At 66.9% G+C, this 26,488-nt stretch carries 20 protein-coding genes; 17 read left to right on the plus strand and 3 right to left on the minus strand.

Annotated features, from left to right (window positions below):
- Positions 1 to 68: 68 nt before the first annotated feature.
- From NYE40_RS06150 to NYE40_RS06175, 6 genes are all read left to right on the plus strand, one after another.
- Positions 69 to 1,427 (plus strand): extracellular solute-binding protein, encoded by a 1,359-nt coding sequence (locus NYE40_RS06150; protein WP_153783036.1) that lies wholly within the window; start codon positions 69 to 71, stop codon positions 1,425 to 1,427.
- Between the two features lie 114 nt (positions 1,428 to 1,541).
- Positions 1,542 to 2,420: a sugar ABC transporter permease gene (locus NYE40_RS06155; protein ID WP_339279548.1), complete on the plus strand. Its 879-nt coding sequence runs from the start codon at positions 1,542 to 1,544 to the stop codon at positions 2,418 to 2,420.
- A 19-nt stretch (positions 2,421 to 2,439) separates the two neighbouring features.
- Entirely contained in the window at positions 2,440 to 3,321 is an 882-nt protein-coding gene (locus tag NYE40_RS06160; protein ID WP_028597903.1) for a carbohydrate ABC transporter permease, read from the plus strand.
- A 67-nt stretch (positions 3,322 to 3,388) separates the two neighbouring features.
- Positions 3,389 to 4,369 (plus strand): glycoside hydrolase family 43 protein, encoded by a 981-nt coding sequence (locus tag NYE40_RS06165; RefSeq protein WP_339279549.1) that lies wholly within the window; start codon positions 3,389 to 3,391, stop codon positions 4,367 to 4,369.
- 193 nt (positions 4,370 to 4,562) lie between these two features.
- Complete coding sequence (locus tag NYE40_RS06170) at positions 4,563 to 7,580, plus strand: glycoside hydrolase family 2 TIM barrel-domain containing protein (RefSeq protein WP_339279550.1); 3,018 nt, start codon at positions 4,563 to 4,565, stop codon at positions 7,578 to 7,580.
- 322 nt (positions 7,581 to 7,902) lie between these two features.
- Entirely contained in the window at positions 7,903 to 9,180 is a 1,278-nt protein-coding gene (locus NYE40_RS06175; RefSeq protein WP_339279552.1) for an IS110 family transposase, read from the plus strand.
- Positions 9,181 to 9,642: 462 nt separating this feature from the next.
- Here NYE40_RS06175 and NYE40_RS06180 read toward each other — a convergent pair whose 3' ends face one another.
- Both NYE40_RS06180 and NYE40_RS06185 read right to left on the minus strand, forming a co-directional pair.
- Positions 9,643 to 10,533: a WYL domain-containing protein gene (locus NYE40_RS06180; RefSeq protein ID WP_339279554.1), complete on the minus strand. Its 891-nt coding sequence runs from the start codon at positions 10,531 to 10,533 to the stop codon at positions 9,643 to 9,645.
- Positions 10,499 to 11,809, minus strand: coding sequence for a WYL domain-containing protein (locus tag NYE40_RS06185; RefSeq protein ID WP_153783042.1), 1,311 nt, complete (start codon positions 11,807 to 11,809; stop codon positions 10,499 to 10,501). Before NYE40_RS06185 ends, NYE40_RS06180 begins: the two co-directional genes overlap by 35 nt.
- A gap of 888 nt (positions 11,810 to 12,697) precedes the next feature.
- Here NYE40_RS06185 and NYE40_RS06190 point away from each other — a divergent pair.
- From NYE40_RS06190 to NYE40_RS06240, 11 genes are all read left to right on the plus strand, one after another.
- Positions 12,698 to 13,807, plus strand: coding sequence for a slipin family protein (locus tag NYE40_RS06190; RefSeq protein ID WP_339279555.1), 1,110 nt, complete (start codon positions 12,698 to 12,700; stop codon positions 13,805 to 13,807).
- A gap of 211 nt (positions 13,808 to 14,018) precedes the next feature.
- Positions 14,019 to 15,068, plus strand: coding sequence for a glycerophosphoryl diester phosphodiesterase membrane domain-containing protein (locus NYE40_RS06195; RefSeq protein WP_146000507.1), 1,050 nt, complete (start codon positions 14,019 to 14,021; stop codon positions 15,066 to 15,068).
- Positions 15,065 to 15,673, plus strand: a complete 609-nt coding sequence (locus NYE40_RS06200; protein WP_101808680.1) for a DUF4129 domain-containing protein — start codon at positions 15,065 to 15,067, stop codon at positions 15,671 to 15,673. The genes NYE40_RS06195 and NYE40_RS06200 overlap by 4 nt, the downstream gene beginning before the upstream one ends.
- Positions 15,670 to 16,926 (plus strand): DUF4350 domain-containing protein, encoded by a 1,257-nt coding sequence (locus tag NYE40_RS06205; RefSeq protein WP_339279558.1) that lies wholly within the window; start codon positions 15,670 to 15,672, stop codon positions 16,924 to 16,926. The genes NYE40_RS06200 and NYE40_RS06205 overlap by 4 nt, the downstream gene beginning before the upstream one ends.
- Positions 16,923 to 17,843, plus strand: coding sequence for a MoxR family ATPase (locus tag NYE40_RS06210; RefSeq protein WP_028597913.1), 921 nt, complete (start codon positions 16,923 to 16,925; stop codon positions 17,841 to 17,843). The genes NYE40_RS06205 and NYE40_RS06210 overlap by 4 nt, the downstream gene beginning before the upstream one ends.
- Complete coding sequence (locus NYE40_RS06215) at positions 17,794 to 19,164, plus strand: DUF58 domain-containing protein (RefSeq protein WP_339279560.1); 1,371 nt, start codon at positions 17,794 to 17,796, stop codon at positions 19,162 to 19,164. Before NYE40_RS06210 ends, NYE40_RS06215 begins: the two co-directional genes overlap by 50 nt.
- 28 nt (positions 19,165 to 19,192) lie before the next feature.
- Positions 19,193 to 20,230 carry a stage II sporulation protein M gene (locus NYE40_RS06220; protein ID WP_339279562.1) on the plus strand — a complete coding sequence of 346 codons (1,038 nt, stop codon included), beginning with the start codon at positions 19,193 to 19,195 and terminating at the stop codon, positions 20,228 to 20,230.
- Positions 20,227 to 21,051: an RDD family protein gene (locus tag NYE40_RS06225; RefSeq protein ID WP_339279564.1), complete on the plus strand. Its 825-nt coding sequence runs from the start codon at positions 20,227 to 20,229 to the stop codon at positions 21,049 to 21,051. Before NYE40_RS06220 ends, NYE40_RS06225 begins: the two co-directional genes overlap by 4 nt.
- Before the next feature lie 616 nt (positions 21,052 to 21,667).
- The gene (locus NYE40_RS06230) at positions 21,668 to 22,252 is read left to right on the plus strand and encodes a TetR/AcrR family transcriptional regulator (protein ID WP_127464574.1); all 585 of its coding nucleotides are present in this window, start codon (positions 21,668 to 21,670) and stop codon (positions 22,250 to 22,252) included.
- A gap of 58 nt (positions 22,253 to 22,310) precedes the next feature.
- Entirely contained in the window at positions 22,311 to 23,804 is a 1,494-nt protein-coding gene (locus tag NYE40_RS06235; RefSeq protein ID WP_084136751.1) for an MFS transporter, read from the plus strand.
- A 61-nt stretch (positions 23,805 to 23,865) separates the two neighbouring features.
- On the plus strand, positions 23,866 to 24,921 hold the full coding sequence (locus tag NYE40_RS06240) for a transglutaminase domain-containing protein (protein WP_052333029.1): 1,056 nt from the start codon (positions 23,866 to 23,868) through the stop codon (positions 24,919 to 24,921).
- Positions 24,922 to 25,091: 170 nt separating this feature from the next.
- Here NYE40_RS06240 and NYE40_RS06245 read toward each other — a convergent pair whose 3' ends face one another.
- Positions 25,092 to 26,255, minus strand: coding sequence for a virulence factor (locus NYE40_RS06245; RefSeq protein ID WP_028597917.1), 1,164 nt, complete (start codon positions 26,253 to 26,255; stop codon positions 25,092 to 25,094).
- Positions 26,256 to 26,488 lie beyond the last annotated feature (233 nt).

Consider the following 26,488-nt stretch of genomic DNA (forward strand, 5'->3'; position numbering starts at 1 on the left):
CCGGGTAAACCGCTATCATTGGAAATGTAACCGCTATCCAAGAGCGATGAAGGGGAGGAACCACCACCATGGCAAAAAAATCGACCTCCGTGCTGGGCGCGGCCGCGCTGGCGTCCCTGCTGGCGCTGACCGCCTGCGGCGGCAACGGCGGCAGCGGCGGCAACGGCGGCAACTCGGCTGGCGGCGAAGCCGCGAACGCCGGAGCAGGCTCGGGCTCGGCCGAGAAGATTACGATCAAGATGATGCATCTGTGGCCGGCCGGCAGCTCCAAGCAGCAGAACATGATCGTGAACGACATCATTTCCCAATATCAGGCCGACAACCCGAACGTGACGATCAAGCAGGAGATTCTGGAGAACGAGCAGTACAAGAACAAGCTCAAGGTGCTGTCGGCCTCCAACGACCTGCCGGATGTCGGCATGACGTGGGCGGCGGGGTTCCTGACTCCTTATGTCAAAGGCAATCTGTTCGCGCCGCTCGACGACACGCTGGCCGGCGGCCTGAAGGACTCGTTCGTCTCCGGCACGACCGAGGCGTACGCGGTGGACGGCAAGACGTACGCGCTGCCGCTTGAGCTGAACATCACGCCGGTCTACTACAACAAGGCGATCTTCAGCAAATACAACCTCGAAGTGCCGCAGACGTACGCCGACTTCCAGAAGGCGGTCGACACGCTGCAGCAGAACGGCGTCGCGCCGATCGCGCTCGGCAACAAGGACCGCTGGACCGGCTCGCTCTGGTACATGTACCTGGCCGACCGGCTCGGCGGGGCGGAGACGCTCAAGAAGGCGATCGACCGCTCCGGCTCGTTCGAGGATCCGAGCCTCGTGCAGGCGGCGGACGAGGTGCGCAAGCTCGTCGACGGCAACGCCTTCAACAAGGGCTTCAACGGCCTGTCCAACGACGAAGGCAAGGCCGAGTTCCTGAGCGGCAAGGCGGCCATGTACCTGATGGGCACATGGGAGCTGCCGAACTTCACGACGAACGAGTCCATCCCGCAGGAGTTCCGCGACCAGGTCGGATTCTTCAAGTTCCCGACGATCGAGGGCGGCAAGGGCGACATCGACAGCTGGGTCGGCGGACCGGGCGTAGGGCTGTTCGTCGCCGAGAACTCCAAGGTCAAGGAAGAGTCCAAGAAGTTCGTCAAGTTCTTCGTCGAGAAATGGGGCGAGCAGTCGGTCACCAAGGCGGGCGTCATCCCGGCGACCAAGGTCGACACGTCCAAGGTCGATCTGCCGCAGATGTACATCGACATCCTGAACGAGCTCGGCAAAGCCAGCAACATCACGCTGTTCGCGGACGTGCAGATGAGCCCGGCCGTCGCGCAGGTCCACCTGAACATGATCCAGGCGCTGTTCGGCAAGGAAGTGACGCCGGAGGACTTCGCCAAGCAGCATGAAGAGGCGCTGAAGCAGGACGCAGGCTGATTCCGCAGCCGCGCGGCCTCCGAGGAGGACCTGTCCCGCGAGGCGGGCGCAGATCCTCCTCTTCGCTTGCCGCCGCACCCGTCTGCCCGAACCTGCGAAGGAGCGTGAACAAGCATGGATAAAGTGATGTCCAACAAGAAGATGATTGCCCTCTACGTGCTGCCGGCGCTGCTGCTCGTGCTCGTCCTGATCTACGTGCCGATCGTGCTCACCGGCTACTACGGCTTGATGAAATGGGACGGCATCGGCGAGATGGCGTTCACCGGGCTCGACCAGTACGCGAAGCTCGTCCGCGACGCGGCGTTCTGGGACAGCGCCGGCCACTCGCTGCTGCTGGCGGCGTTCTCCGCGCTCAGCCTGCTCGGCTATCTGGCGGTGGCGCTCGTGCTCGCCGGCGAGATCAAGGGCGCGAACCTGCTGCGCAAGCTGTACCTGATCCCGATGCTGCTGAGCTCGGTCGCGATCGCCCAGCTGTGGGCCAAGATCTACCACCCGACGAACGGCATCCTCAACACGCTGCTCGGCGCGGTCGGCCTGCCCGACACGGTCGAGTGGCTGTCTGACACGAGCCTCGTGCTGCTGTCGATCTTCATCCCGATCATCTGGCAGTACGCCGGCTTCTACATCCTGATCTACTACGCGGCGCTCAAGAACATCCCGTCCTCGCTCGTCGAGGCGGCGCGGATCGACGGCGCGAGCCCGCTGCAGATCGCGCTGCGCGTCAAGCTGCCGCTCATCGCCGGCGTCGCCAAGATGACCGTCGTGCTGGCGGTCGTCGGCTCGCTCAAGTACTTCGACCTGATCTACGTCATGACCGGAGGCGGGCCGAACGGAGCGAGCGAGGTCATGGCTTCCTACATGTACAAGCAGGCGTTCAGCAGCTACGACTTCGGCTACGGCAGCGCGATCGGATTTTTCCTGCTGCTCATCTGCCTCGCCGTCACCTGGCTGATCCGCAAGCTCACCTCGTCCGAAGAGGTCCAATACTCGTAAGCGAAAGGAGCCAACCGACATGTCGCAACGACTCGCCGCGGCTCGCGCAGAAGCCGGCCCTGCCGGGCGCTCTGCCGCCAGCCCGGTCCTGAAGACGCTCCTGTACGCCGCATTGGCCCTCATCGCCGTCGCGCAGGTGTTCCCGCTGCTCTGGCTCGCCGTCTTTTCCCTCAAGGACACGCAGGAGATCTTCACGAAGTCTCCGCTCTCGCTGCCGGCCAGCCCCAAGTGGGAGAACTACGAGAAGGTATGGACCGAGGGCAACATCGGCCAGTACTTCTTCAACAGCGTCTGGTACACCGTCGCCGCCGTCGCCGCGACCGTGCTGCTCGCGAGCCTCGTCACATTCGCGCTGACGCGCATGAAGTGGGGCTGGAAAAAGCCCGTGCTCGGTCTGTTCATGGTCGGCATCATGATTCCGATCCACTCGACGCTCATCCCGCTGTTTCAGATGTTCATGAAGGCGGGCCTGACCGACCATCCGCTCTCGATCATCCTGGCGTACACCGCGTTCAACCTGCCGCTGACGATCATGATCCTGCTCGGCTTCTACGAGACGCTGCCGCGCGAGGTCGAGGAGGCGGCCGTCATGGACGGCTGCTCCGTCAACCGCATCTTCTTCCAGATCGTGCTGCCGATGACGGCATCCGTGCTGGCGACGACGGTCATCATCAACATGATCTACAACTGGAACGAGTTCGTCTTCGTCAACACGTTCATCAGCAGCGACACGCTCAAGACGCTGACCGTCGGCATCCAGAACTTCATCGGCCAGTACTCGGCCGACTGGGGCGCGATCGGCGCCACGCTCATGATCAGCATCCTGCCGATCCTGATCGCCTTCTTCGCGCTCAGCAACCAGATCGTCGAGGGCATGACGGCGGGCTCGGTGAAGGGTTGATCCGCCTGAGCCCGCACCTGAGCCTGCCCCTGCCCCTGCGACTTGCGACTCCAGAAAGGATGGTACGATGACCGCCAAACCGAGCTTCAACCAGCCGCTCGTCACCCATATCTACACCGCCGATCCGTCGGCCCATGTGTTCGAAGGCAAGCTGTACGTCTATCCGTCCCATGACCTCGACCACGAGCGCGTGTCCAACGACAACGGCGACCAGTACGACATGGAGGACTACCATGTGCTGTCGATGGACGCCGCGGACGCGCCTTGCGTCGACCACGGCCAAGCGCTGCATGTGCGCGACGTGCCGTGGGCGTCCCGCCAGATGTGGGCGCCGGACGCCGCCTGCAAGGACGGCAAGTATTATCTGTTCTTCCCGGCGCGGGACGAGGACGGCATCTTCCGCATCGGCGCCGCCGTCGGCGAGCGGCCGGAGGGTCCGTTCCGGGCCGAGCCGAGCTGGATCGACGGCACGTTCAGCATCGACCCGGCGGCGTTCGTCGACGACGACGGCCGCGCCTATTTGATCTTCGGCGGCCTGTGGGGCGGACAGCTGGAAAAATGGCAGGCCGGTGCGTTCGATCCGGACGCCGCAGGGCCGACCGGGGACGAGCCGGCGCTCGGACCTCGCGCCGCCGAGCTGGCGGACGACATGCTGTCGCTGAGGAGCGCACCTGCGGAGCTGTCAATCGTGGACGCAGACGGCCGGCCGATCGCGGCCGGCGACGAGGAGCGCCGCTATTTCGAAGGGCCGTGGATGCACAAGCATCAGGGGCGTTACTATCTGTCCTACTCGACCGGCACGACGCACAAGATCGTGTACGCGACGAGCGACCATCCGCTCGGCCCGTTCGTCTACCAGGGGACGATCCTGGAGCCGGTCGTCGGCTGGACGACCCACCACTCGATCGTGGAGTGGGACGGCAAGTGGTATCTGTTCTACCACGACAGCTCGCTCTCCGGCGGCGCCGACAACAAGCGCTGCGTCAAGTTCACGGAGCTGTTTTATGAAGAGGACGGCCGGATCCGCACCATCCGGCCATATGAATGACGGCAATCCAATAGGGCTGTCCCGCACGTCGAGCCATCGACGAGCGGGGCGGCCCTTTTCCTTTGCCATCGGATTTTGCGTCGATCCGAATTCGGATTTAACAAAACGAAACAGTTGAATTAATTTGAAGGCGTTGATACGATGGAGGAACAGGTTTGCTTTTGCTTTCGAATAAGGGAAGGTTGGGTGCGACATGGAGATGCGGAAGCTGGATGCGGCATGGGAAGTAAAGGGATTCTGGCCGTGGGTGCCGCTGAAGGGCACGAGCATGGAGATCGGCAATGAGCTGCTCGGCGTGACGGAGTGGATTCCGGCGACGGTGCCGGGCGGCGTGCATGAGGATCTGTACCGGGCGGGGCTCATCCCCGATCCGTATGTCGATACGAACAGCTTGGCAGTCGAATGGGTGGAGAACCGCTGGTGGGTGTATCGCGGCCGCTTCGCGCCGCCGGAGCTTGAGCCGGGCTGCCGGGCCGAGCTCGTGCTGGCCGGACTCGACTACGAGGCGATCGTCTCGCTGAACGGCCGCCGCCTCGGCGAGCATGAAGGCATGTACGAGCCGGCCGTCTACGACGTGACCGATCTGCTCGGCGAGCGCGAGACGGCGGAGCTGCAGATCATCCTCAAGCAGGCGCCGGACGAGATGGGCCAGATCGGCAAGACGAGCGAGACGTTCACGCAGAAGAGCCGCTTCAACTACAAGTGGGACTTCTCGACCCGGCTCGTCAACGTCGGCATCTGGGACACCGTCTCGCTGCGCGTCCGCCGCGCCGTCTCGCTGGACGAGCTGGCGCTGCATGCGGATGTGCGCGAGGACGGTACGGGAGTCGTGTCGGTGGCGGCCCTCGCGCGCGTGGAGAAAGGGACGGACGAGGCCGCGGCGGAGCTGGAGCTGCTCGATCCGGACGGCCGGACGGCCGCCCGCTGGAGCGGTCCGGTCGTGGACGGAGCGGTCCGGGCCGAGCTGGAGGTGCCGGAGCCGCGTCTGTGGCATCCGAACGGATACGGCGAGCAGCCGCTCTACGAGCTGAGGCTGCGCCTGTTCGCGGAAGGCCGGCTGACGGAGGAGACGACTCGGCGGACCGGCATCCGCCGCATCGAGTACCGGCGCAACCCGGGCGGACCGGACGACGCGCTGCCGTACACGTTTGTCGTCAACGGACAGCCGATCTACATTCAAGGCGCGAACCTGACGCCGCTCGACCATCTGTACGGCAACGTCGGAGCGGAGCGCTACGGCTGGCTCGCGCGTCTCGCCCGGCGGGCGAATCTCAACCTGCTGCGGGTGTGGGGCGGCGGCCTTATCGAAAAGGAAGAGCTGTACGACCTGTGCGACCGTCTCGGCATCCTCGTCTGGCAGGAGTTCATCCAGTCCAGCTCCGGCATCGACAACGAGCCGTCCCAAAAGCCGCGCTTCCTCGAGCTGCTCGGCCGCAGCGCCGTGCAGGCGCTCAAGACGCGGCGCAACCATGTGTCGCTGGCGGTGTGGAGCGGCGGCAACGAGCTGATGAGCGCGCCCGACCGGCCTTCGACCTATGAGGACGCCAATCTCGCCTATTTGCGGGCGCTCGTCGCCGAGCATGATCCGCAGCGGCTGTTCCTGCCGACGTCGGCGTCCGGTCCGAGGCAGTACATCACGAGCGAGAAGGGCGTCAGCCACGACGTCCACGGCCACTGGAAGTACATGGGCAATCCGGGCCATTACCCGCTGTACGCCGAGGCGGACCATCTGTTCCACAGTGAGTTCGGCGTCGACGGCGTCAGCAGCGTGAAAAGCCTGCGCAAGTTCCTGTCGGAGCCTCATCGGAAGCCGGTGTCGATGGAGGAGAGCTTCGTCTGGCGCCACCATGGCGAATGGTGGGACACGTTCGGCCGCGATACGGAGCTGTTCGGCGGCTTCGCCGACCTGCAGGCGTTCTCCGACGCGAGCCAGTGGATCCAGGCGGAAGGGCTGCGCTTCATCCTCGAGGCCAACCGGCGCCGCCAGGGCCGGCAGAGCGGCAGCATCATCTGGCAGCTCAACGAGCCGTGGCCGAACGCCAGCTGCACGAATCTCGTCGACTACTACATGGAGCCGAAGATGGCCTACTACTGGACCCGCTCCGCCTTTGAGGGCACGCATGCATCGCTCGACTACCGCTCGCTGGACGCGCCGGCGGGCAGCCGGCTGCAGGCGGCGGTGCATCTGCACAGAGGGCCCGAGCCGGTGGCCGGCCTGGCGACGGGCGAGGGGCGCGGGTTGGATGCGGGCCTGGCGGGTACGGCGATGATGGAGAGAGGCGCGAGCCAGGCGACGGGCGAAGGCGGCGGGTTGGCATCGGGCCAGTCGAGCCAGTCGAATCTGCAGATGGACGAGAGAGAGGCGAGCCAGGCGGGAAGGGCGAGCGGCGAGGGGCGCGAGCTGGATGCGGGCCAGTCGAGCCAGGCGATGAATGAGGGACTCGAGGCGAATGTGACGCCGCTTCTCCGCGTACGTGCCGAAGTGAGGGACTTGCGTGGAGCGCTGCTGCATGAGCAGACGTTCGATGCGCCGGCCGGCGGGGAAACGGGCGCTGGAAGCGGCTCGCTCCGAATCGGAACGCTGGACTGGGTCGTGCAGGACACCTACAACGGCCTGCTGCTCGTCCGTCTCCGCATCGAGGGGATGGATGCGCCTCCTCCCGTCGACTACTTCTTCTCCACGCGGTCGCCGGAGGTATATGCTGCCGCGCTGAAGCCGATGGCCGCCGCGCTGCGGGCCGAGCCGCTGGGCGGATGGGAGCAGGCGCCGCCCGAAGCGGGCGGACCGGCAGCCAGTCCGCGCCTGCGCCGAGCCTTTGTCGTCGCCAACGACGGCACGGAAGCCGCGCTGCATGTGCGGCCCGAGGAGACGACCGACGGCTGGTGGATGGAGGCGAGCGAGGCGTACTTCACGCTGCTGCCGGGAGAGTCGCGCCGGGTGGAGCTCTCCTGCGCGCCTCGCCGCGGCGAGCTGTTCGGCGCCGGAGCTGCGATCCGCGCCTCGGATGCGGGCAGTGTCGGCACGGATGCGGCGATTCGCGGCGCGGATGCGGAGAGTGTCGGCACGGATGCGAGAAGAGTTGGCACGGATGAGGCGGGACGTGCCGCGGATGTGGAGAGTGTCGGCACGGATGCGGCGACTCGTGCCGGCGACGTGCCGACGGAGCCGACGGTCGTCTTCCGCGCGTTCAACCAGCCGCTGCCAGAGTGAAGGCAGCAATAGATAGGGGCAGACCAAGGCCGAGCGGATCGGCCTTGGTCTGCCCCTTCTTTATATGCTGTAGTATCGCGCGAGCCCGCCGAACCTGCCCAACCAAGGCATAGAAGTGCCTTGGTTGCGTTCAAAACCCGCCGAACCTGCCCAACCAAGGCATAGAAGTGCCTTGGTTGCATTCAAAACCCGCCGAACCGGCCCAACCAAACATTCCTGTATAAGCTAAGAAATGAGCTTGGACACAAAAAGGAACGCTCCTATAAGATGAGGTTGCGACGGGTCAGAGCCCTAATAACTCATCTAAAGGAGACGTTCCACTATGAAGTTTACTCGAAAGCACTCGGTTGATCAACGTTTGGATCAAATGACCGAAAAGCATGTTATCGTCGGCATTGACATCGCGAAGGACAAGCATGCCGCCCGGATGACCAATTTCCGTGGTCGGACCTTGACACCACGCCATTACGCTTTCACCAATGACGCCCACGGATTCGAGCAGCTGCTGCAATGGTTGAATCAAGCAATGCAGAAGCACTGCCTCTCCACCGCAATCGTCGGCATGGAGCCCACGGGACACTACTGGTTCAATCTGGCTCATTGGCTGCTGGAGCGCGGAATCAAGGTCGTTCTGGTCAATCCCGCCCTCACCCGTCGGCACAAGGAAGACCGCGACAACAGTCCCGCCAAGAACGACCCGAAAGATGCGCTCGTCATCGCGGATGTCGTAACACGAGGGTACTACACCGAGTATACGCCGCAGGACGAGAGGTTTGGTCGGTTGAAAAGCGCCGTTCTTCATCGTGACATGCTGGTTCGGAATCAGACGCAGACGGGAAACCGGATCGTGCGCTGGATCGACCTGTACTTTCCTGAATACTCGACGGTGTTCAAGAACTGGGACGGCGTGCGTTCTCTAGCTACGCTCAAGTCGCTCCAGCTGCCGAAAGAACTTCGCCGATGGAGCGTGGACGATTTCATCCGGCATTGGGGCGAGCAAGGCTTGCAGCGGCCTGGGGGCGTCAGCGGGCGAAAACGGGCAGCAGAGCTGATTCAAGCGGCCTCTGGCAGCATTGGCGACTGTCGAGCGCCGGAGGAGGCCATCTTGACGCTGAGCCACTTGCTGGAGATGTACGAGCTGGGCAAGCGCCAGATCGAAGCCGTCGACCAGCGTCTGGAAGAGCTGCTGCGCGACCTGCCGCAGGCCGAGCAGCTGGCCAGTCTGGGCAGCGGCATGGGACCAACGGTTCAAGCAGCCCTACTTGGGCTCGCGGGCGACTTGAGCTCCTACCGCCACGGCAATCAGCTGTTGAACCGCGCTGGTCTTAGTTTGGCGACGCAACGTTCCGGCACGTACAAGGGACAAGTCAAGCTGACCAAACGAGGCGACAGCCTACTGCGAAAAGTCCTGTTTCTAGCCGTGCTCTGTCTGGTGAAAGACCATCCGGAATTCAAAACCTGCCATGAACGAAACCAGGCTCGAGGAATGGCCAGAAAGAAATCCATTATTTGTCTGATCGGCAAACTGGCTCGAATGCTCGTCGCAATGGCAAATAAAGGGGAACGATACCGCCCCAACCTAGAGTCGAACGCAGCCTAGTCGAACCAGCAGGCGAGCTCCTCCACACGCCACACCATTGTCATTTACGAATGCTGACCCGTTCGCGGGATTTTACACGGAAACGCACCGAGAGAACCGAGTTTTTTATGCAATAGGGCCCAGACCCGTTATCCAAAACGAATCGGCCTCCACGCTTTGGCCAGGTGAAACGAAGGAATGTGAGGGCATAGACCCGTAGAGATCTGGGAGGGTGAACCGCCAAAGGACAAGTGGAAGAGGGTGCGACAAAACCGCTCCTGCCGAGGTTCGTGATTCACGGACTTCTGTTCCCGCCTGCCCTAAAAGCGGCCCACAACCGTCTCTCGGTCCATCTTCTTCGGTTTCAAGCCTACCGTCTCGAAAGAGAATCGTGTGAAATCCTGCGAACGAGTGAGCATTCGTGAGAAAACCTCTTAATTATGAGGGAGGCATAAAAGTGCCTTGGATGCGTTCGGCTGCCGCCTATACCTCTGCCCCGTCCTCGCCCGCCCCAGCCTCCGCCTCGCCCGCCTCAACCTCCGCCTTCGCCTCGGCAACGGCCTCCAGCCGAATCCCGTACCGGGCCAGCGCCTTCGCCGCGCTGGCTCTCATCTGCTCCTGCAGAGCAGCGCTAGCAGCGCCATCGGCGACGCGCACCCGCTTGCCGAGGAAGCGCAGCTTCTGCAGCAGGAAGCCGCGCTCGTCCCGCGGATAGCGGAGCGCGATGCGGTAGACGCCCTCGGCGGCGTCGAAGCGCACCTCCTGGCGGAAGCAGGAGAGCGCGTACAGGATGCGCGACAGCTCGCGGTTGTAGCGGGGGAGGAGCTCCAGCTCGACCTCCTCCTGCGAGCGCGCCGTCAGCCGCGCGATCGCCGCGTCCAGCCGATCCGCCTCGCCCGGCGGCAGCGGCCGCTCCTCCACGCCATGCGCATGGGTGAGCCGCGTGCGCATGAGCGGCCGTCCCTGGCTCCGGTGCCAGAGCAGGTACCACTGCTTGGTCGACATCGCGTAGTCGAGCCGGTACGGGTAGCCCTCGGCATGGCGCAGCTCGCCGCCGCCCTTGGCGCTGTAGGCGAGCCGCATGCCGCTGCGGCCCGCAATGATCGCCGCCAGCTCTGGCAGCAGCGGCGAATACAGCCGCCGCTCCCGGCTGCGCGCCTTCTCGTCCAGATGTCCCAGCGGCAGCGGCGGCTCCTCGGCCAGCAGCTCCGCGAGCTTGGCGCGCGCCGCCGAGCCGAGGAAGCCTTCTGCGGCGGGATGCTCCAGCATGAGCTTCAGCCAGGCGCGCTCGCGCCCGGTCACGGCGACGGCGCCCGCCTCCGCCATGCGGCGGCTCAGCTCATGATTGTGCGCCTTGTCGAACAGCAGCTCCATACGTCTCCGCCAGCTCCTTCCACTCCTCGATCATGTCCTGCCGCAGCTCCTCCGGCTCCAGCACCTCGCAGCTGGAGCCGAAGCTGCGCAGCCACGGGCGGATCTCCCTCGTCCCGTTCACCTCGATGTCGTACCGGAACGAATCCGGTCCTTCCTCCGTCGTCTCGCCCCATTGCCCTTGCAGCAGCACCCGTTCGCGGACGAAGTCGTACTCCGCCCCCTCGGGACGGAAAAACCGCACGGAAACGCGCGTCGGCTCGCCCAGATCGACGAGCCAGCTCGTGCGCAGCCGCGCGTCCAGCTGCTCCCGCTTGCGGGCGAACAGCTCGGGATCGGCGGCCCCGCCGATCGCCAGGCCGCTCATTCCTTCCATCCGCCAGGCGCTCAGCCCGTGGACGCGCGTGAAGCCGAGCGCGTACCAGCGGCCGTACTGGTGGTCGTAGACCGCCTTGAGCGGAAGCATCGCGATCTGCCGCGCCGGGCTGGTCCGCGCATGCAGCGGATTGGTGCCGCGCGCGGCGTAGCGATGCTCCGACTTCGGCGTCAAGTACTCGAAGCTCGCCGTGCGCCGCTCCTCGATCGCCGCCAGCAGCGGATGCAGGTACGCCTCGTCGAGGATGCGGCAGTCGTAGCGGTAGGCGAAGCCGACGCCGGCGCTGAGCGCGCCGTCCCGACCGAGCAGGCGGCGCAGGCTGTCCTGCAGCAGGAACCCGTGCACCGACGGCACCCGCGTGTGGGCCATCGCATGCACGAACAGCTCGAGCCGCCGCAGCTCCTCGGGCTCCAGCGCCGCCCACAGCTCGTCGCGCAGCCGGTAGCGCACCGGACGGCCGCCTGCGCGCGCGACGATGCCGGCTTTTTCGAGGTAGGCGAGGTCGGAGCGGATCGTCTTTTCGTCCGGCCACGGCGACGCCTCCGGCCAGCCGCCGCAGCAGGCGTCGAGCAGCTCCGCGGCCGTTCGGCCGCCTTTCCCAAGCTCACCCTGCAACAGCGAGAGCCGTGCGATTTCCGATTCCTTAAGCGAGCGGGAGCGGAAAAGGAACAGCAGCAGCGGGTCGCCGCCCCGCTCGCGCCTCGCCTGCAGCAGCCGGCCGAGCCCAAGCTCGCCGTCCGCGCCAGCGGCCGAAGCGGCCTCGCGCAGCCTTCGCAGCGCCTTGTCGAGCGTATGCACCGAGATGCCGAGCCGCTCCGCCGACTCCTTGCGGCTGAACGCGCCGCCCGTCAGCACGAGCAGCCGCAGCAGCTCGATCTCCTTGTCGAAGCTTTCTCTCGCCATCCTCGCTTCCTCCTCCCGCTCGATCCAGCCTTTTTTGTCGAACCTGCTTTATTCGGGACGGCACGCCTGATTTCCTGCCCGGGCGGCTCCGCGCCGGATTGCCGCTTTTTTCCGCCAAGCGGACGCCTTCGCCATACTTCCGCCCTGTTCCGCCCGTCCGCAGGAGGCTATGATGAAGCGGAAAGGTCAGGCGACAGGCGGGAACTTCGGCCGCAGGCCCTGTTCCGCAGTGCCGGGACGCTGATCCGACAGGCATGCTACGGCCGTCCTTTCTCCTCGTTCATTCACCGGGTTCGAATCCCGGACGCTCTATCAGGGGCGTTCATGGTTGATGAATTCAAAACGGCGAAGAGCCTACGAGCGCAGTACCCGAGGGACCGGCATCCGATCCCGCCGATCCGCGCCGGCCGCGCCTCCAAGGGCGGTGCCGGAAGCAGGCCATGCAGCGCCATGCGCCGGCGGCGGCAAGAAGGACGATTCCCCCCGCAGCGATCGCCCGCTCGCGACTCTCCTTGCGCCATGGCGCAAGGAGGGAAGCGCGAAGGGACGGCAGCGGGAAATTGTCTGGAGGCCGCCTGCCCGCAGGCGCTCCGCCGACGCTTCCGGGGCGCGGGCGAGCGGACGGATGCCGCCCGACCCCGGCCATTCCGAGCCGAAGCAGCCTGCCGAGCGGCGCGACGCCGCAGGCGGCTCGCGGCTTACTTAGGGCGTGTTTGCAACCCCGCTCAGGAGCGTCTATCACCGCCTTTTTGCCCCCTGCTTCGTCACGCAGGCTCGACGTACCCCCGGTACGCTTTCGCCTACGTTCCTCGCAGGAATCAAAAATTCGGCCATATTCGGCTTCCTTCGAAGGATGCAAACACGCCCTCATACAAGGAGATGATCGATATGTTCGAAATCGTCACGATCAAGCCGACCGAGCGCGGTTTGCTGTACCGGAGAGGAAGCTATGCAGGACTGCTCCTGCCTGGAACGAAGCGGCTGATCCGGCTGCGCTGCGAGACCGCGGTCGCCTGCCGCGTCGACGAGCCGTTCCTGCCGCCGGACGGTCCGCTGGCCGTCTACCTGCAGGATGCGAGGCTCGCCGCGGAGCTCGACGTCGTAGAGGTCGGCGACGGCGAATACGCCGCTCACCGCATCGACGGGCGCTTCGAACGGCTGCTGCCCCCGGGCCTGCATGCTTTTTGGAAAGCGGGCGGCCGCCACGAGTTCCAGCGCATCGATATGCGCGAGCCGGACGTTTCGGCGGCGCTCGAGCCGGAGCTCGCGGAGCGGATCGGGCCATATGCGCAGACGCTGGAGGTGGAGAGCTGGGAGCGCGGCTTCCTTTTCTACGACCATGAGCTGCAGCGCGAGCTCGGTCCCGGCCGCTACCGGTTCTGGCGCGGTCCGGTCAAGGCGTCGGTCCAGAAGGTCGATCTGCGCCGCCAGCAGCTTGAGCTGCACGGCCAGGAGATGATGACCGCCGACAAGGTGACGCTGCGGCTCAACTTCGTCAGCGCATACCGCGTCAGCGACCCGCGCCGCACGCTCGAGATCCGCTCGCTGTCCGAGCATCTGCACGCCTCGCTGCAGCTGATCCTGCGCGACATCGTCGCCGGCAGGACGCTCGACCGCCTGCTCGCCGCGCGCGACGAGGCGGCGTCCGAGGCGCTGGAGCGGCTGCGGACGGTCGGGGCCGCGAGCGGCGTCGAATTCCTTGGCGCGGGCATCAAGGACGTCATTCTGCCGGGCGAGATGCGCGACATTCTCAATACCGTGCTGCTGGCGGAAAAGAAGGCGCAGGCGAACCTCATCACCCGCCGCGAGGAGACGGCTTCGACGCGCAGCCTGCTGAACACGGCCAAGCTGATGGAGGAGAACGAGACGCTTTACCGGCTCAAGGAGCTGGAGATGCTGGAGCGGCTCGCCGAGCGCATGGACCGCATCACGCTCGACTCCGGCAGCCCGGTGCTGGAGCAGCTCGCCCGGCTTGCCGGCGGCACGGGCCGGCGCTGAAGCCATTCGACGGGCTTGCCGGCGGCACGGGCTGGCGCGCGAAAGCCCCTCTGGCGGGCGGTTCCTTGCGGACCGCCCGAATTTTTATTCTTTTGGGAGCATAAGGAAAAAGGAACCGTCTCGGGCCTGCGATCCGTAGTATAATAATCGTGGTGCGCCTGCAGGCGGGCAGCACTTGGCATGGCTTCATACATAGGGAGGGTGGACATTCATGCAGCAACCGCAACAACTGAGGCCGATGGGGATCGGCCGCATTCTCGACCGCAGCTTCCAGCTGTACCGCACCCACTTCACGACGCTGGCGATCATCATGCTGGCGCTGTACGGCCCGATGGCGATCGTCTCGATGGCGCTCGCCACCGATTCGTCCAACACGACCTCCGGACTCATGGATACCATCCGGAATGGCGGCATCGACGGCTACCTGCAGTCGATCGAATCAGGCGAAGGAGCCGGACTGAGCGGAGGCGCCGTGCTGGCGATGCTGCTCGGCTTCGTGCTCATGCTGCTGCTCGGACCGGTCTCGGTCGCGGCGATCGTGCATCTCGTGCAGGCGCATCTGCGCGGCGAGGAAATTCCGAGCGCGGGCGAGCTGCTCAAAAAAGGCTTCCGCCGCCTCTGGCCGCTGACCGGCAGCACGCTGCTGTACGGCATCATCATGCTCGGGCTGTATCTGCTCGTTGTCGTCGCGTTCGCTTTCGCGGTTGGAATCTTGTTCGCCGCGGCGCTGTCCGGCACGGACGCGGGGGCAGGGCCGGCCATGCTGCTGCTTGTTCCCGCAGTCATCGGCGTCCTGCTGCTGATCACGTTCTTCGCGGTCCGCTGGGCGTTCTATCTGCCGTTCGTCGCGCTGAACGAGAGCGGCACGGGCGTCGGCGCGAGCTGGCGCCTGACCAAAGGCAGCTTCTGGCGCCTGCTGCTGCTCTACCTCGTGCTCTGGATCCTGCTCGCCATCTTCACTGGGGTGCTGAGCCTCGGCTCGGCCGCGATCTTCGGCGGAGGCGTGCTGAACTCGCTCGTCGACTCGCTCGTCTCGATCCTGATCGGATCGCTGTGGGTGCTGCCGTATGCGATCGCGTTCTTCGACCTGCGCGTGCGCCGCGAGGGCTGGGGACTGGAGACGCTGCTCGACGGAGCGCAGCCTTACGGCGGACAGACGCCGCCTCCTCCTCCGGCGGGCTGGGGCGGCGGCTACGGCGCTCCGGACCGCACGGACCGCTCCGATGAGGGCGGCAGCTCCGGGGACGGCCCTCGTCCATGACGGAAAGGGGGCAGCTGGAGGAGATCCTCTCCCGCGAGGAATATACCGCCTACCGCAAGGAGCCGGGCTTTTCCTTGTGGGACTGGATCGTGGAGCAGCTCGGACGGCTGCTCGCCGCGATCTTCCCCGACCTGAAGCCCGGACCGGGCACGATCAGCCTGCTGTCCATCCTGATCGTCGTCGCGCTCGCCGCCTTCCTCGGCTGGATGGGCTGGCTGCTGCTGCGCCGCTTCGGGCCGGCGGGCCGGCTGCGCTCCGGCGTCTGGATGGAGGCGGGCGATGACAGCCGCTCCTGGCGGCATTACGCCCGGCTCGGCGAAGGCTTCGCTGAGCGCGGACAGTGGAGGGACGGCGTGCGCGCCGTCTTTCTCGCTTTCCTGTTCCGGCTGGAGGAGCGCGGAGAGCTGAGGGTCGAAGCGTGGAAGACGAACCGCGAGTACCTGGAGGAGCTGGCTGCGGCCGGCTCTGCGCATGCGCCCGCCCTGCGCGGAGCGATGGGGCTGTTCGAGCGCGTCTGGTACGGCCGGCTGGAAGCGTCGCAGGCTCAGTACGACGAGCTGAAGGCGCTGCTGGCTGAGGCCGAAGGCAAGGAGGTGCCGCAATGAGGATGGGGAGCAAGCGCAGCGTCTGGCTGCTGGCTCTTTTTGCGGCGCTGTTCCTGCTGCTCGGCCTGCTGCTGGGCCGGCCGCAGCTGCGGGACGAGCCGCCGAACCTGAGCTTCTCGTCGGATACGGACGGGCTCAAGGCATGGCGCGAGCTGCTGCAGGAGCGGCATCCGCTCGTCGGCGAGTGGCGGCAGCGCTGGGACGAGCTGCCGGCCGGCTCGGGCCGGCTGCTGATCGCCGCGGAGCCGGCCGGCGTCAGCGGGGTCGAATGGCAGGCGCTGCACGAGTGGCTGAAGACGGGGAATTCCGTGCTGCTGCTCGGCGATCTGCCGGATCAGCCGTTCTGGGAGCTGACGGAAGGCTGGAGCGCGACGCCGGATGAAGGCGAGCCGTCCGAGGCAACCGGGTCCGATGAACAGGCTGAATCGGACGAAAAGGTAAGCGGCGACCAAGAGGCCGGGACGGACGAAGAGGCTCCCCTCTTCGCCGTGGACGCGTCGGCGCTGCTCGGCCCGGGCGCCGATGAGGCGCAGGCCGAGGCGTCGCCGCGGATCGCCGTTCTGGACGGCGAGGGCGAAGCGCTCGTGACCGACGAGCGCGGCACGCTGGCGGCGCGCCAGAGCGTCGGCTCCGGCTCCGCGACGCTAGTCGTCGAGCCGCGCTGGATGCAGAACGGCACGGCGCTCAGCGGCTCGCATGCCGAGCTGATGGCCGCGCTGCTCGCGGGAAGCTGGACGGAGATCCTGTTCGACGAGCAGCATCACGGCTATACGTCCGCGCCGGGGGCGTTCGCCGTCCTGCCGCGTCCGCTGCTGCTGGCGAGCGCGCTGCTGCTGCTGGCGCTGCTGCTCGCGCTCTGGAGCGCCGGCAAGCGCTTCGGTCCGACGCGCGTGCCGCGGGAGTGGACGGTGCGGCGCGGCGACGAGACAGTGCGGGCGCTGGCCGCCTGGTACGAGCGCTTCGGCCTCATGGACGAGGCGCTGGAGCGGCAGCGGCGGCGGCTGCGGCAGCAGCTGGCGCAGCGCTGGGGGCTGCCTGCGGCGGCGTCGCCGGAGCAGGCGGCCGCGGCCGCCCGCAGCCGCTGGAGCGAGGAGGACGCGCTGCGCCTGCGGCGGGCGCTCGAGGAGCGGCCGCTGCAGGCCGCCGGCCGCAAGGCGGCGCGGCGCGAGTTTACGGCAAGATCCAAGGAAGCAAGCGAGCTGGCGGCGCTGCTGCGAGGCGGCGCCGAGCCGGGAAGGGGACATAGAAGATGAATCACTTGGTCGAATCGCTGGAGCGGCGGATCCATGGTCAGAGCCGCAACGTCCGTCTGCTCGTCACCGCGCTCGTCGCGGGCGGGCATGTGCTGCTGGAGGGCGTGCCGGGACTCGGCAAGACGAGCCTGGCGCGCGAGCTGGCGGCGCTGTCGGGCTGCGGCTGGCGGCGCATCCAGTTCACGCCGGACCTGCTGCCGGGCGACATTACGGGCAGCGTGACCTACAGCATGCAGGAGCAGAGCTTCTCCGTCGTCAAAGGGCCGGTGTTCACGAACGTGCTGCTCGCCGACGAGATCAACCGCTCCGGGCCGAAGACGCAAGCCGCCCTGCTGGAGGCGATGGAGGAGCGGCAGACGACGATCCAGGGCACGACCTACGCGCTGCCGGAGCCGTTCTTCGTCGTCGCGACGCAAAATCCGGTCGAGTACGACGGCACGTATCCGCTGCCGGAGGCGCAGCTCGACCGGTTCCTGTTCAAGCTCGTGCTGGACTATCCGGGCGAGCAGGCGGAGATCGGCATCCTGCGCTCGCATCGGCGGGCCGGCAGCATCCGCGAAGCGGCGCCGGAGCCGGCCGTCTCGCCGGAGGAGCTGCTGGAGCTGCAGCGCCGGGTCGAGGACGTCGTCGTCGAGGACGCCATCTACGGCTACGTCGCCGCGCTCGTGCGCGCCACGCGCGACGCCGACGGCGTGCAGCTCGGCGCGAGTCCGCGCGCGGGCATCGCGCTGCTGCGGGCGGCGTCCGCCTGGGCGCTGCTCGAAGGACGCGACTACATGACGCCGGACGACATCAAGGAAATGGCGCTTCCGGTGCTTCGCCACCGGCTGCTGCTGACGCCGCAGGCGGAACTGGAGGGGATGACCGGTGAAAGCATCATCCGGCAAACGCTGGCATCGGTTCCGGTCCCTCGCTGACCGGCTGCTGCGGCGCGCGCCTCTGCCGACGCCGCGGCTAGCCTGGTGGACGGCCGGCGGCGGGGCTGCGGCCGCGCTTGCCGGAGCGGCCGGCCGCGAGCTGGAGGCCGCCGCGCTTTGGCTGGCCGCGCTCGCCGCGCTGTCGGCCGCCGATCTGGCGCGGCTGCCGCGTGCGTCCGCCTGGTCGGCGCGCCGCGAGCTGCCGGAGAGCGCCGAGATCGGCCGCGAGTTCGCGGTCCGGCTGGAGCTGACCTGCCGCACGGCGCTGCCGCTGCGCGTGGAGCTTGCCGACGACATCCCGGACCGCTTCGACCGTCCGGACGGGCGGAGCGCGGCCGGCATGCTGGAGCGCGGCCGGCTGCAGGCGTCGTACCGCCTCCGCGCGCTGGAGCGCGGGCGGTTTCGTTTCCGCGAGGTGGACCTGCGCTGGAGCGGCGGCCTCGGCCTGTGGCGCAAGCAGGCGCAGCTCGCCGTCGAGGACGGCATCCGCATCGATCCCGACCTGTCGGGCGTGCGCGGCGTGCTCGCCTCGGCGCAGGACTCGCTGCTCGTCGACGGCAAGCGGATCCACCGCCGCCAGCGCGGCGGCACGGAGTTCGACGCGATCCGCGAGTATGCGGCCGGCGACGACATCCGCGAGGTCAACTGGCGGGCGACGGCGCGCTCCGGACGGCTGCTGACCAACCTGTACCGGCCCGAAAAGGGCAAGACGCTCGTGCTGCTGCTCGACTGCGGCCGCCAGATGGGCGTCGAGATGGACGGCCGGGTCAAGCTCGACCGGACGCTGGAGGCGGCGCTGACGCTGGCCGCCGCCGCGCTCCGGCAGGGCGATCTCGTCGCGCTGATCGCTTATTCGAGCCGCGTCAAGCTGTTCATCCCGCCCGGCCGCGGCCTCGAGCAGCTGCAGACGCTGACCCGCGCGGCGAGCGACATCGCGCCGGACTACGCCGAGGCGGGGGCCGCCGTAGGGCTCGGCTTCCTGCTGCAGCGCGTGCGGCGGCGCTCGTTCGCGGTGCTTTTTTCCGACATGGATCATTACCTGCATGACGCCGAGCTGCTGCCGTACGCGGCCAAGCTGCGCAAGCAGCATCATCTCGTGCTGATGTCGCTGCAAAATCCGGCGCTGCGCGAGCTCGAGGAGCGGCCTCCCGAGACGGCCGGCGACGCCTATGTGCGGAGCATGGCGGCGTCTTACGCGCTGGAGCGGCAGCTGCTCGTGCGGCGGCTCGGCAGCGGCGGCGTGCCGATGCTCGACGCTTCTCCGGACCAGCTGGCGACCAGCGCGGTGAGCGCCTATCTCGACATCCGCGACAAGATCTGATCCGGCAAAGGTCAGGAGAGGAGCCAACATGGACACGACGACATTCATCCGGCGGCACAAGCCGGCCTGGGCGGAGCTCGAGGGCCTGCTCGGCCAGCTCGGGCGGCGCAAGGCGCGGCCGGACGCCGCTCAGCTCGACCGGTTCGCGGAGCTGTACCGGAGCGCTTCGGCGAATCTGGCCTATCTGCAGACGCATGCGCCCGCGAGCGAGGCGGCGCTGCTGCTCGGCGACCTCGTGTCGCGGGCGCACAACCAGCTGTATGCGGGCGGCGCGGCCGGACGCAGCAAGCCGCTCGAATTCCTGCTCTGGGGCTTCCCGCTGCTGCTGAAGCGGCGGCTGCCGTTCATCGCGCTGGCGGGGGCGCTGCTGCTGCTCGGCATGCTGCTCGGCTACTTGGCCGTGCGCGACAATTCGGCGGCGGTCCACTCGCTGCTGCCAGCAGGCATGGCCGACCGCATCGATCCGGCGCGCACGGCCGACGACCGCGGCGACATCAACAGCGCGATCGTTTCCGCCGAGATCATGACCAACAACATCCGCGTGGCCGTGCTTGCCTTTTTGAGCGGCGTCACGCTCGGCCTGTTCACGATCTACCTGATGGCCTTCAACGGGATGCTCGTCGGCGGGCTCGCCGCCGTGTTCGCGCAGGCCGGGTACACCTATACGTTCTGGGCCTACATCCTGCCGCACGGCATCATCGAGCTGGCGGCGATCTTCATCGCGGGCGGCTCGGGCTTCTACATGGGCTACAAGTTCTTCGTGCCCGGCGAGCTGCCGCGCGGCATCGTGTTCGTGCAGGCCGCCAAGGAATCCGCGCTGCTGCTGCTCGGCACGATCCCGCTGTTCGTCATCGCCGGCCTCATCGAAGGCTACATCACGCCCGCTTCGCTGCCGCTCGAGCTCAAGTACGGCGTCGCCGGCCTGACGCTGGCCGCCTTCGCGGCCTACTGCGTCTACGGCGCGAAGCGCGGCGAGCGCGAGCAGGGCGGCGGGAGCGGAGGCGGAGACGCGCGAGGATCGCTGAGCCTGCCTGCCTCCCGATTTCGAAAGGAAGGCCGATCATGACGATGAGAGATCCTTATTCCGAAAGACAGACGACATTCGTCACGCCGGAGCAGGTGCGGCTGCAGCTGCGGACCGCCGGCCTAGGCAGCCGGGCGATCGCCCATCTGATCGACGCGCTGCTGCTGCTCGCAGCGTCGGCGCTGGTCGTGTTCGGGACTGCCGGCTCGATCTACCTGCTGTCCTCGTCCTGGTTCCCGAACGACGGCTACGACTACCTGTTCGCCGGCATGTTCCTGCTGCTGATCGTCATGAACGTCGGCTACTTCATCGTGATGGAGGCGTACCGCGGCGGGCAGACGTTCGGCAAAAAAGCGATGGGCCTCCGCGTGCTCCAGGCGAGCGGCCAGTCGGCGACGATCCTGCCGGTCGTCATCCGCAACCTGTTCCGGCTGCTCGATTTCCTGCCGATGGGCTACTTCGCCGGCAGCACGGCGATCTTCTTCAGCCGCGCCGACAAGCGCTTCGGCGACATGGTCGCCGGCACGATCGTCGTCGCGGAGGCGACGGCGGAGCAGCGGAAGCGCCGCGCGCGCATCGACAAGCGGATCGCCCGCTTGCAGGCCAAGGGACTGCTGCTGCCGGACCTGGCCGGCGAGCTCGGCGCGGCGGAGCGCGCGCTGCTCGACGAGCGCGACTGGCAGCTGCTGTCCGGCTGGGCCGAGCGGCTTGATCCGAAGCCGCCGGTCGGCGCGCAGGGGCTGGAGCAGCGCATCTGGCTGCATTTCACCGAGAAGCTCGGCCATAGCCGGGCGGCCTACCCCGACTCGCGGCCCTATCTGGCCGCGCTCTACCTCGCCGTTCGCGAGGATTGGGAGCTGTAGGCCAGTTCTCCTGTTGCTCAAAGAAGCGTCCGCCCGGCATCAGGCCGTGCGGGCGCTTTTTTGCGTTGCGGGCTTGCGGCCGGGGCCGGCCTGGGACGGCGCATCGCCCGGCGCCAAGCCCGGATGGGCGGGGGGGAGCGGAGTAGAGGCCATTAAGTCGAATTTTTCGACTTAACGCCGACCGGGATAGGGCAGGTAGATCAGCGTTACTCGGTTTATCCGAGCAACGCCCCCGCTGGAGCCGCTGTTCGAGCAGAGTTGCTCGGTTTTTCCGCGTAGCGCCGCCACAGGGGAGGTCAGTTGGGGGAGAGCGGATCGGTTTTGCAGGCGAGCAGCGTGAAAACGAGGGAAGGCTCTCCCTCGGCCACACGAAGCAACAGCCTGCTATTCAATCGTTGACTGGACGAATGGGGAAGGCATATACTAGCTCCAATAGATGCAAGTGAACACTTGCATCAGGCGCGCAGCATCGAAATAAATAATCGTGAACGCCACACGAGCATCGAGAGTAAAACGAGCGGTCACATGAGCGTAGTCACACCCACTCACGACGCAATCGACGAGTGCTAGCCAGCATCATTTACAGCGACCACAAGGGAAGGGAGGAGTGCGGGAAGTGGAGACGAACAGATCGACGGCGGAGAAGCTGCTGCTGGCGGCGATCGAGGTGATGGCGGAAAAAGGCTATCTCGGCGCCTCGACGAAGGAAATCGCCGCAGCCGCAGGCGTCAACGAGGTGACGCTGTTCCGGCATTTCGGCTGCAAGTCGAACCTGCTGGAGGCGGCGCTCGACCGCTATCATTATGCGGACATCATGACGGAGCTGTTCGCGACGCGGCTGACGGGAGAGCTGGAGCGCGACCTGCACCTCATCGCCCAGACGTATCAGCAAGCGATGTTCCGCAACAAGAAGCTGATTCGGATCGTGCACAAGGAAGGTGCATCGCTTCCGATCGGCGAGCATGCCCACACGCGCCATCGGGAAAAGCTGCGCGAGCTGCTGCGGGACTATTTCACCGACCAGCAGCGTCGCGGCCTCATTCGCGCCGAGCCGCCCGATACGCTCGCGCTGTCGTTCATGTACGTCAATTACGGCTGCTTCATCAGCCGCCTTCACTCCGACCTGGCCGAGCCGGACGCGGAATCCCGCGAGGTGATCCGCCATTCGGTCGAGCTGTATGCTAGAGCGCTCAAGCTCTAGCCTTTTATTCGCCCTTAATGCAAGCGTGCGCTTGCTTACAACGAAAGGATGATGGATTATGTCCGATAAACGTCCGGCTGACGAGCGCTCCGCCGACGAACGTGCCGCCGCCGCTGCGTCTAACTCAGCCGCCACCGAACGGCCCGCCGCTCCGTCCGTCCCGCCAACGTCTGCCGAAACCGAGCCCCGGCCAGGCGCCGAGCGGCTGATCGGCGTGCTCGCGTTCACGATGGCGATCTCGTCGATGAGCGCGATGATGTTCACGATCGTGCTGCCCGAGATGAAGGCCGAATTCGGCCTGTCGCTGTCCCAGGTCAGCTGGATGATGACCGGCTACATGCTGATCTACGCGATCGGATCAGCCATCTACGGCAAGCTGGCGGATCTGTTCCGCCTCAAGAACCTGCTCACGTTCGGCCTCTCGCTGTTCATCATCGGCTCCTTCATCGGCCTCGTCTCCAGCTCTTACGGGGCGGTGCTGGCCGGCCGCCTCATCCAGTCGGCGGGCGCGGCCGTCGTGCCCGCCGCCGCGATGATCATCCCGATCCGCTACTTCCCGCCGGCCGTCCGCGGCCGCGCGCTCGGGATGACCGCCTCCGCGCTCGCGCTCGGCAACGCGATCGGACCGATTTTCGCCGCGCTCGTCGTCAGCACGCTGCACTGGCGCTGGCTGTTCTGCGCGCCGCTGCTCGTGCTGCTCACGCTTCCGCTGTTCCGCCGCTATCTCGTCGACGAGCCGGCCAAAGGCGGCTCGCTCGATCTCGCCGGCGGCCTGCTGCTGGCCGGCTCGAGCGCCTCGCTGCTGCTCGCGCTGACGGAATGGAGCCTCTGGTACGCCGCGGCCGGCCTCGTCCTCGCCCTGCTGCTGGCGCTGCGGCTGCGCACGGCGCGGGAGCCGTTCCTGCGGCCGGCGCTGTTCCGCATCCCTGCCTATCGCCAAGGGCTGCTGCTGATGATGCTGGCGATGGTCTCGGGCTACGCGCTGCCTTTCCTGACGCCGCAGCTGCTCTCCTCCGTGCATGAGCTCAGTCCCGGCGTCATCGGCTTCGCGATGGTGCCGGCGGCCGGACTCGCGGCGCTGCTCGGCCGCGCCGCCGGGCGGCTCGCGGACCGCAAAGGCAACGCGTACGTCTTCTACGTCGCCGCCAGCCTGCTGCTGACCTTCTTCGGCCTGATGGCGCTGCTCGCCGGAGCATCGCCTTGGATCGCCGGAGGGGCGCTCGTGCTTGGCCAGCTCGGCCAGACGATGCTGCAGATCTCCCTCATGAACTCCGTCTCCCGCACGCTGCCGTCCGATCAGGCGGGCGCCGGGATGGGGCTCGTCTCGCTGCTCAACTTCCTGACCGGAGCCGCGGCGGGAGCGGCGTTCAGCCGTCTGCTGGATAGCTTCGGCGGCGGAACGGGCGTTGGGGCTTTTCCGGTGTTCGGCCTCATTTATGCGGGGCTGTTCGTCGTTGTCGGCTTGCTTGCGCTGACGTTTCGCTACCGCTTCAGCCGAAGCGGCCAGAGCGGCAGGGAGACGATGCCGCTTCGCGAGTCCATTGATTCATGAATCGCCGGTTCGTCCACATATAGTTACATGATGCGGACGTACAACCGGGAGGCGATGGACGATGAGGCACCGGATCGCGAACCTGCTGCTGGCGCTGTCGCTGGCAGTATCGATCTACGTGGTGGAGGCGAGAGTCGGCAGTCCGGCGCAGGCGGACGGCCTGGCGGGTACGGATGCGGCGACGGTCGCGGCGGTAGAGCCGGGGAGCGGCGCGGTTGGATTCGGGAAAAGTCAGGCGGATGCAGCCGAGCCTAGCGGCGGTCCGGCCGGCGCTGGAGCTGAATCCGTCTCCGAAAGCGGCCCGGGCCAAGGCGCCAAGCCGAGTGCCGGCTCGGCGGCGGCGGGAACCCCCGGCCAGCCCGGCGAAGCCTCCGCCCAGCCGCGATCGGATATCTCGGCCGCGGCGGATGAAGCCCGCGCCAGGCTGGTGGACGGCTTGGCCGAAGGCTTTCGCAGCCGCAGCCCCGAGTTCAGGCTGACCTTCAAGGGCGGCCACGAGCAGCTCGTCGAGCTGATGCCGGAGTTGGTGCAGCAGGGCCTTTACCAGGACGACTACACGGCCTATGTGCTCCAATCGTACGCCTACAAGATCCGCTCGGCGGCCGGCACGTCGACGATCACGATGACGGCCAAGTACCGCGAGACGCCGGAGCAGACCGCCGAGGTCGCCCGCCGCTCCAAGGAGATCGTCGCCTCGCTGGTCCGCCCGGGCATGAGCGAGGAGCAGAAGGCGGGCGCGATCCACGACTGGATCGTGCGCCATGTGCGGTATGATGAGTCGCTCACGCGGTATACCGCCTACGAGGCGCTCGAGCTGCGCTCGGCGGTATGCCAGGGCTACGCGCTGCTTGCCTACCGCATGCTCACCGACGCAGGGCTCGATGCCCGCATCGCCGAAGGCACGGTCGACACCGGCGACCACGCCTGGAACCTGGTGCGCATCGACGGCAGCTGGCATCATATGGACGTGACCTGGGACGATCCGCTGCCGGACCGCGGCGACGAGGTCAGCCGCCGGTACTATCTGCTGTCGGACGAGGAGATGCGCCAGGACCACGAGTGGACGAAGCCTTACCCGGAAGCGCCGGAGAGCCTTCCGGCAGTGCGGAAGCGCTAGAGGCTATCCGCCGGCTGCCGTCCAGGGGAGCATCGTCTGAAATGCGGTAGCTGCCCGGCTCCGCAAGCGGCAGCGCAAAAAGGGGAGGAAGCCGAGCAGCTGCTCGCTTCCTCCCCTTTTTTGCCGTTGCTTCGGCGTTGCGGCAATCGCGCTCCGGATCAAAGGCGTTTTCAGCCCGGCTCGGCCTCGCCGGTCTCCCGGCGGCGCGCCGCCGTCATCTGCTGCCAGACGGAGCCGGCGGCTTCCTCGCCGCGCTGGATGCGCTCGAGCGCCATCTGCGCCTGCAGCCGGATCTCGAACTCGCTGTCCTCGGCCGCCTGCTGCAGCGCCTCCAGCGCGCTGTCGTCGCCGACCTCGTACAGGAAGCGCGCCGCCCGCCAGCGGACGAGCTTGTTGCGGTCGCCGAGCGCGGCGACCATCGCGCCGGTCGCGGCGGGATCGCCGAGATCGGACAGCGTGTCGCCGGCCGTGCGGCGCACCGAGGCCGACTTGTCGGCGAGCGCCTGGATGAGCAGCGGCAGCGCCTGCGGATGCTCCCGCAGGTCGCCGAGATAAACGACGGCGAGCCTGCGGATGCTGGCGTTGTCGTCGGCGAGCGCCCGCTCCAGCAGCGGCAGCGCGGCTTCGTCGACCGCCAGCCGGTCGAGCGCGGCGTAGCGGCTCTGCCAGTCCTCCGCGGCCAGCAGCGGCTCGGCCTCCGCGGCCGTCAGCGGCGCGGGCCTGACGGTCGGAGCCGCAGCGGCCTGCTCGCCGGGACCGGCCGCCAGCGACGCCTCGATGAGCGCTTCGAGCCGCTCCGGCGTGTAAGAGGCCTCGAGCTCGCGCACGATTTCGGCGGCAATCTCCTCGGGATCGCCGTAGCGGACGCCGAACTCCTCCAGCCTCCGCTCGCGGATCATCGTCGAGCCGGCGGCGCGGCTGACCGCGTCCGTGAACGCCGCCGGCATCGCGGCGCGCGTCTCGCCGTCGCCCAGGCGCACCCGCACCTGGATCGGGATGCCGCGGAACATCTGGAGGAGCACATGCGCCTCGCCGAAGCCGCTGGCCGGATCCGACGCCGCGGCCGCGCCGCCGTCCTCCGCCTGCAGGATGCGGCGGGCCTCCGCGAGAATCGCGGCCCAGTCGGCGCTCGGCTTGCGGTCGAGCGCGATGAAGTCCGCCGTGCGGAACAGGCTGCGCACGCCCGGTATGGCGAGCAGGCTGCGCAGCGGCTCCGGCGCGGCGTCCGGCTCGGCCGGCACATACGTATGGCGATGCCCGCGGGGCAGCGTCTCGTCGACGTTCAGCTTCATCGAGTTCGGACTCGGAGTCGGTTCGATGGAGATCAAGTTCATTTTTCGTTCCTCCCGCCTCAGGGTAAGTATTCAGCAAGCTCTGTCCTTCTAGTGTAGCGCATTCGCCTGGGCGATGCGAACCGGCGCAAAGCTCCTGAGCGCTGGGGGCGCAAAGCTCCCGAGCGTTGCCTTACATCGCTCCCGAGCGTTGCTTCGCATCGCTCCTGAGCATTGCATTCACCAGGCTCGAATTGTATCGTTAGGGAACAGAAGCTCGACCGACCGATTTTCCG

The organism is Paenibacillus sp. FSL W8-1187 (genome assembly GCF_037965485.1).
GTDB lineage: Bacteria > Bacillota > Bacilli > Paenibacillales > Paenibacillaceae > Paenibacillus_O > Paenibacillus_O pasadenensis.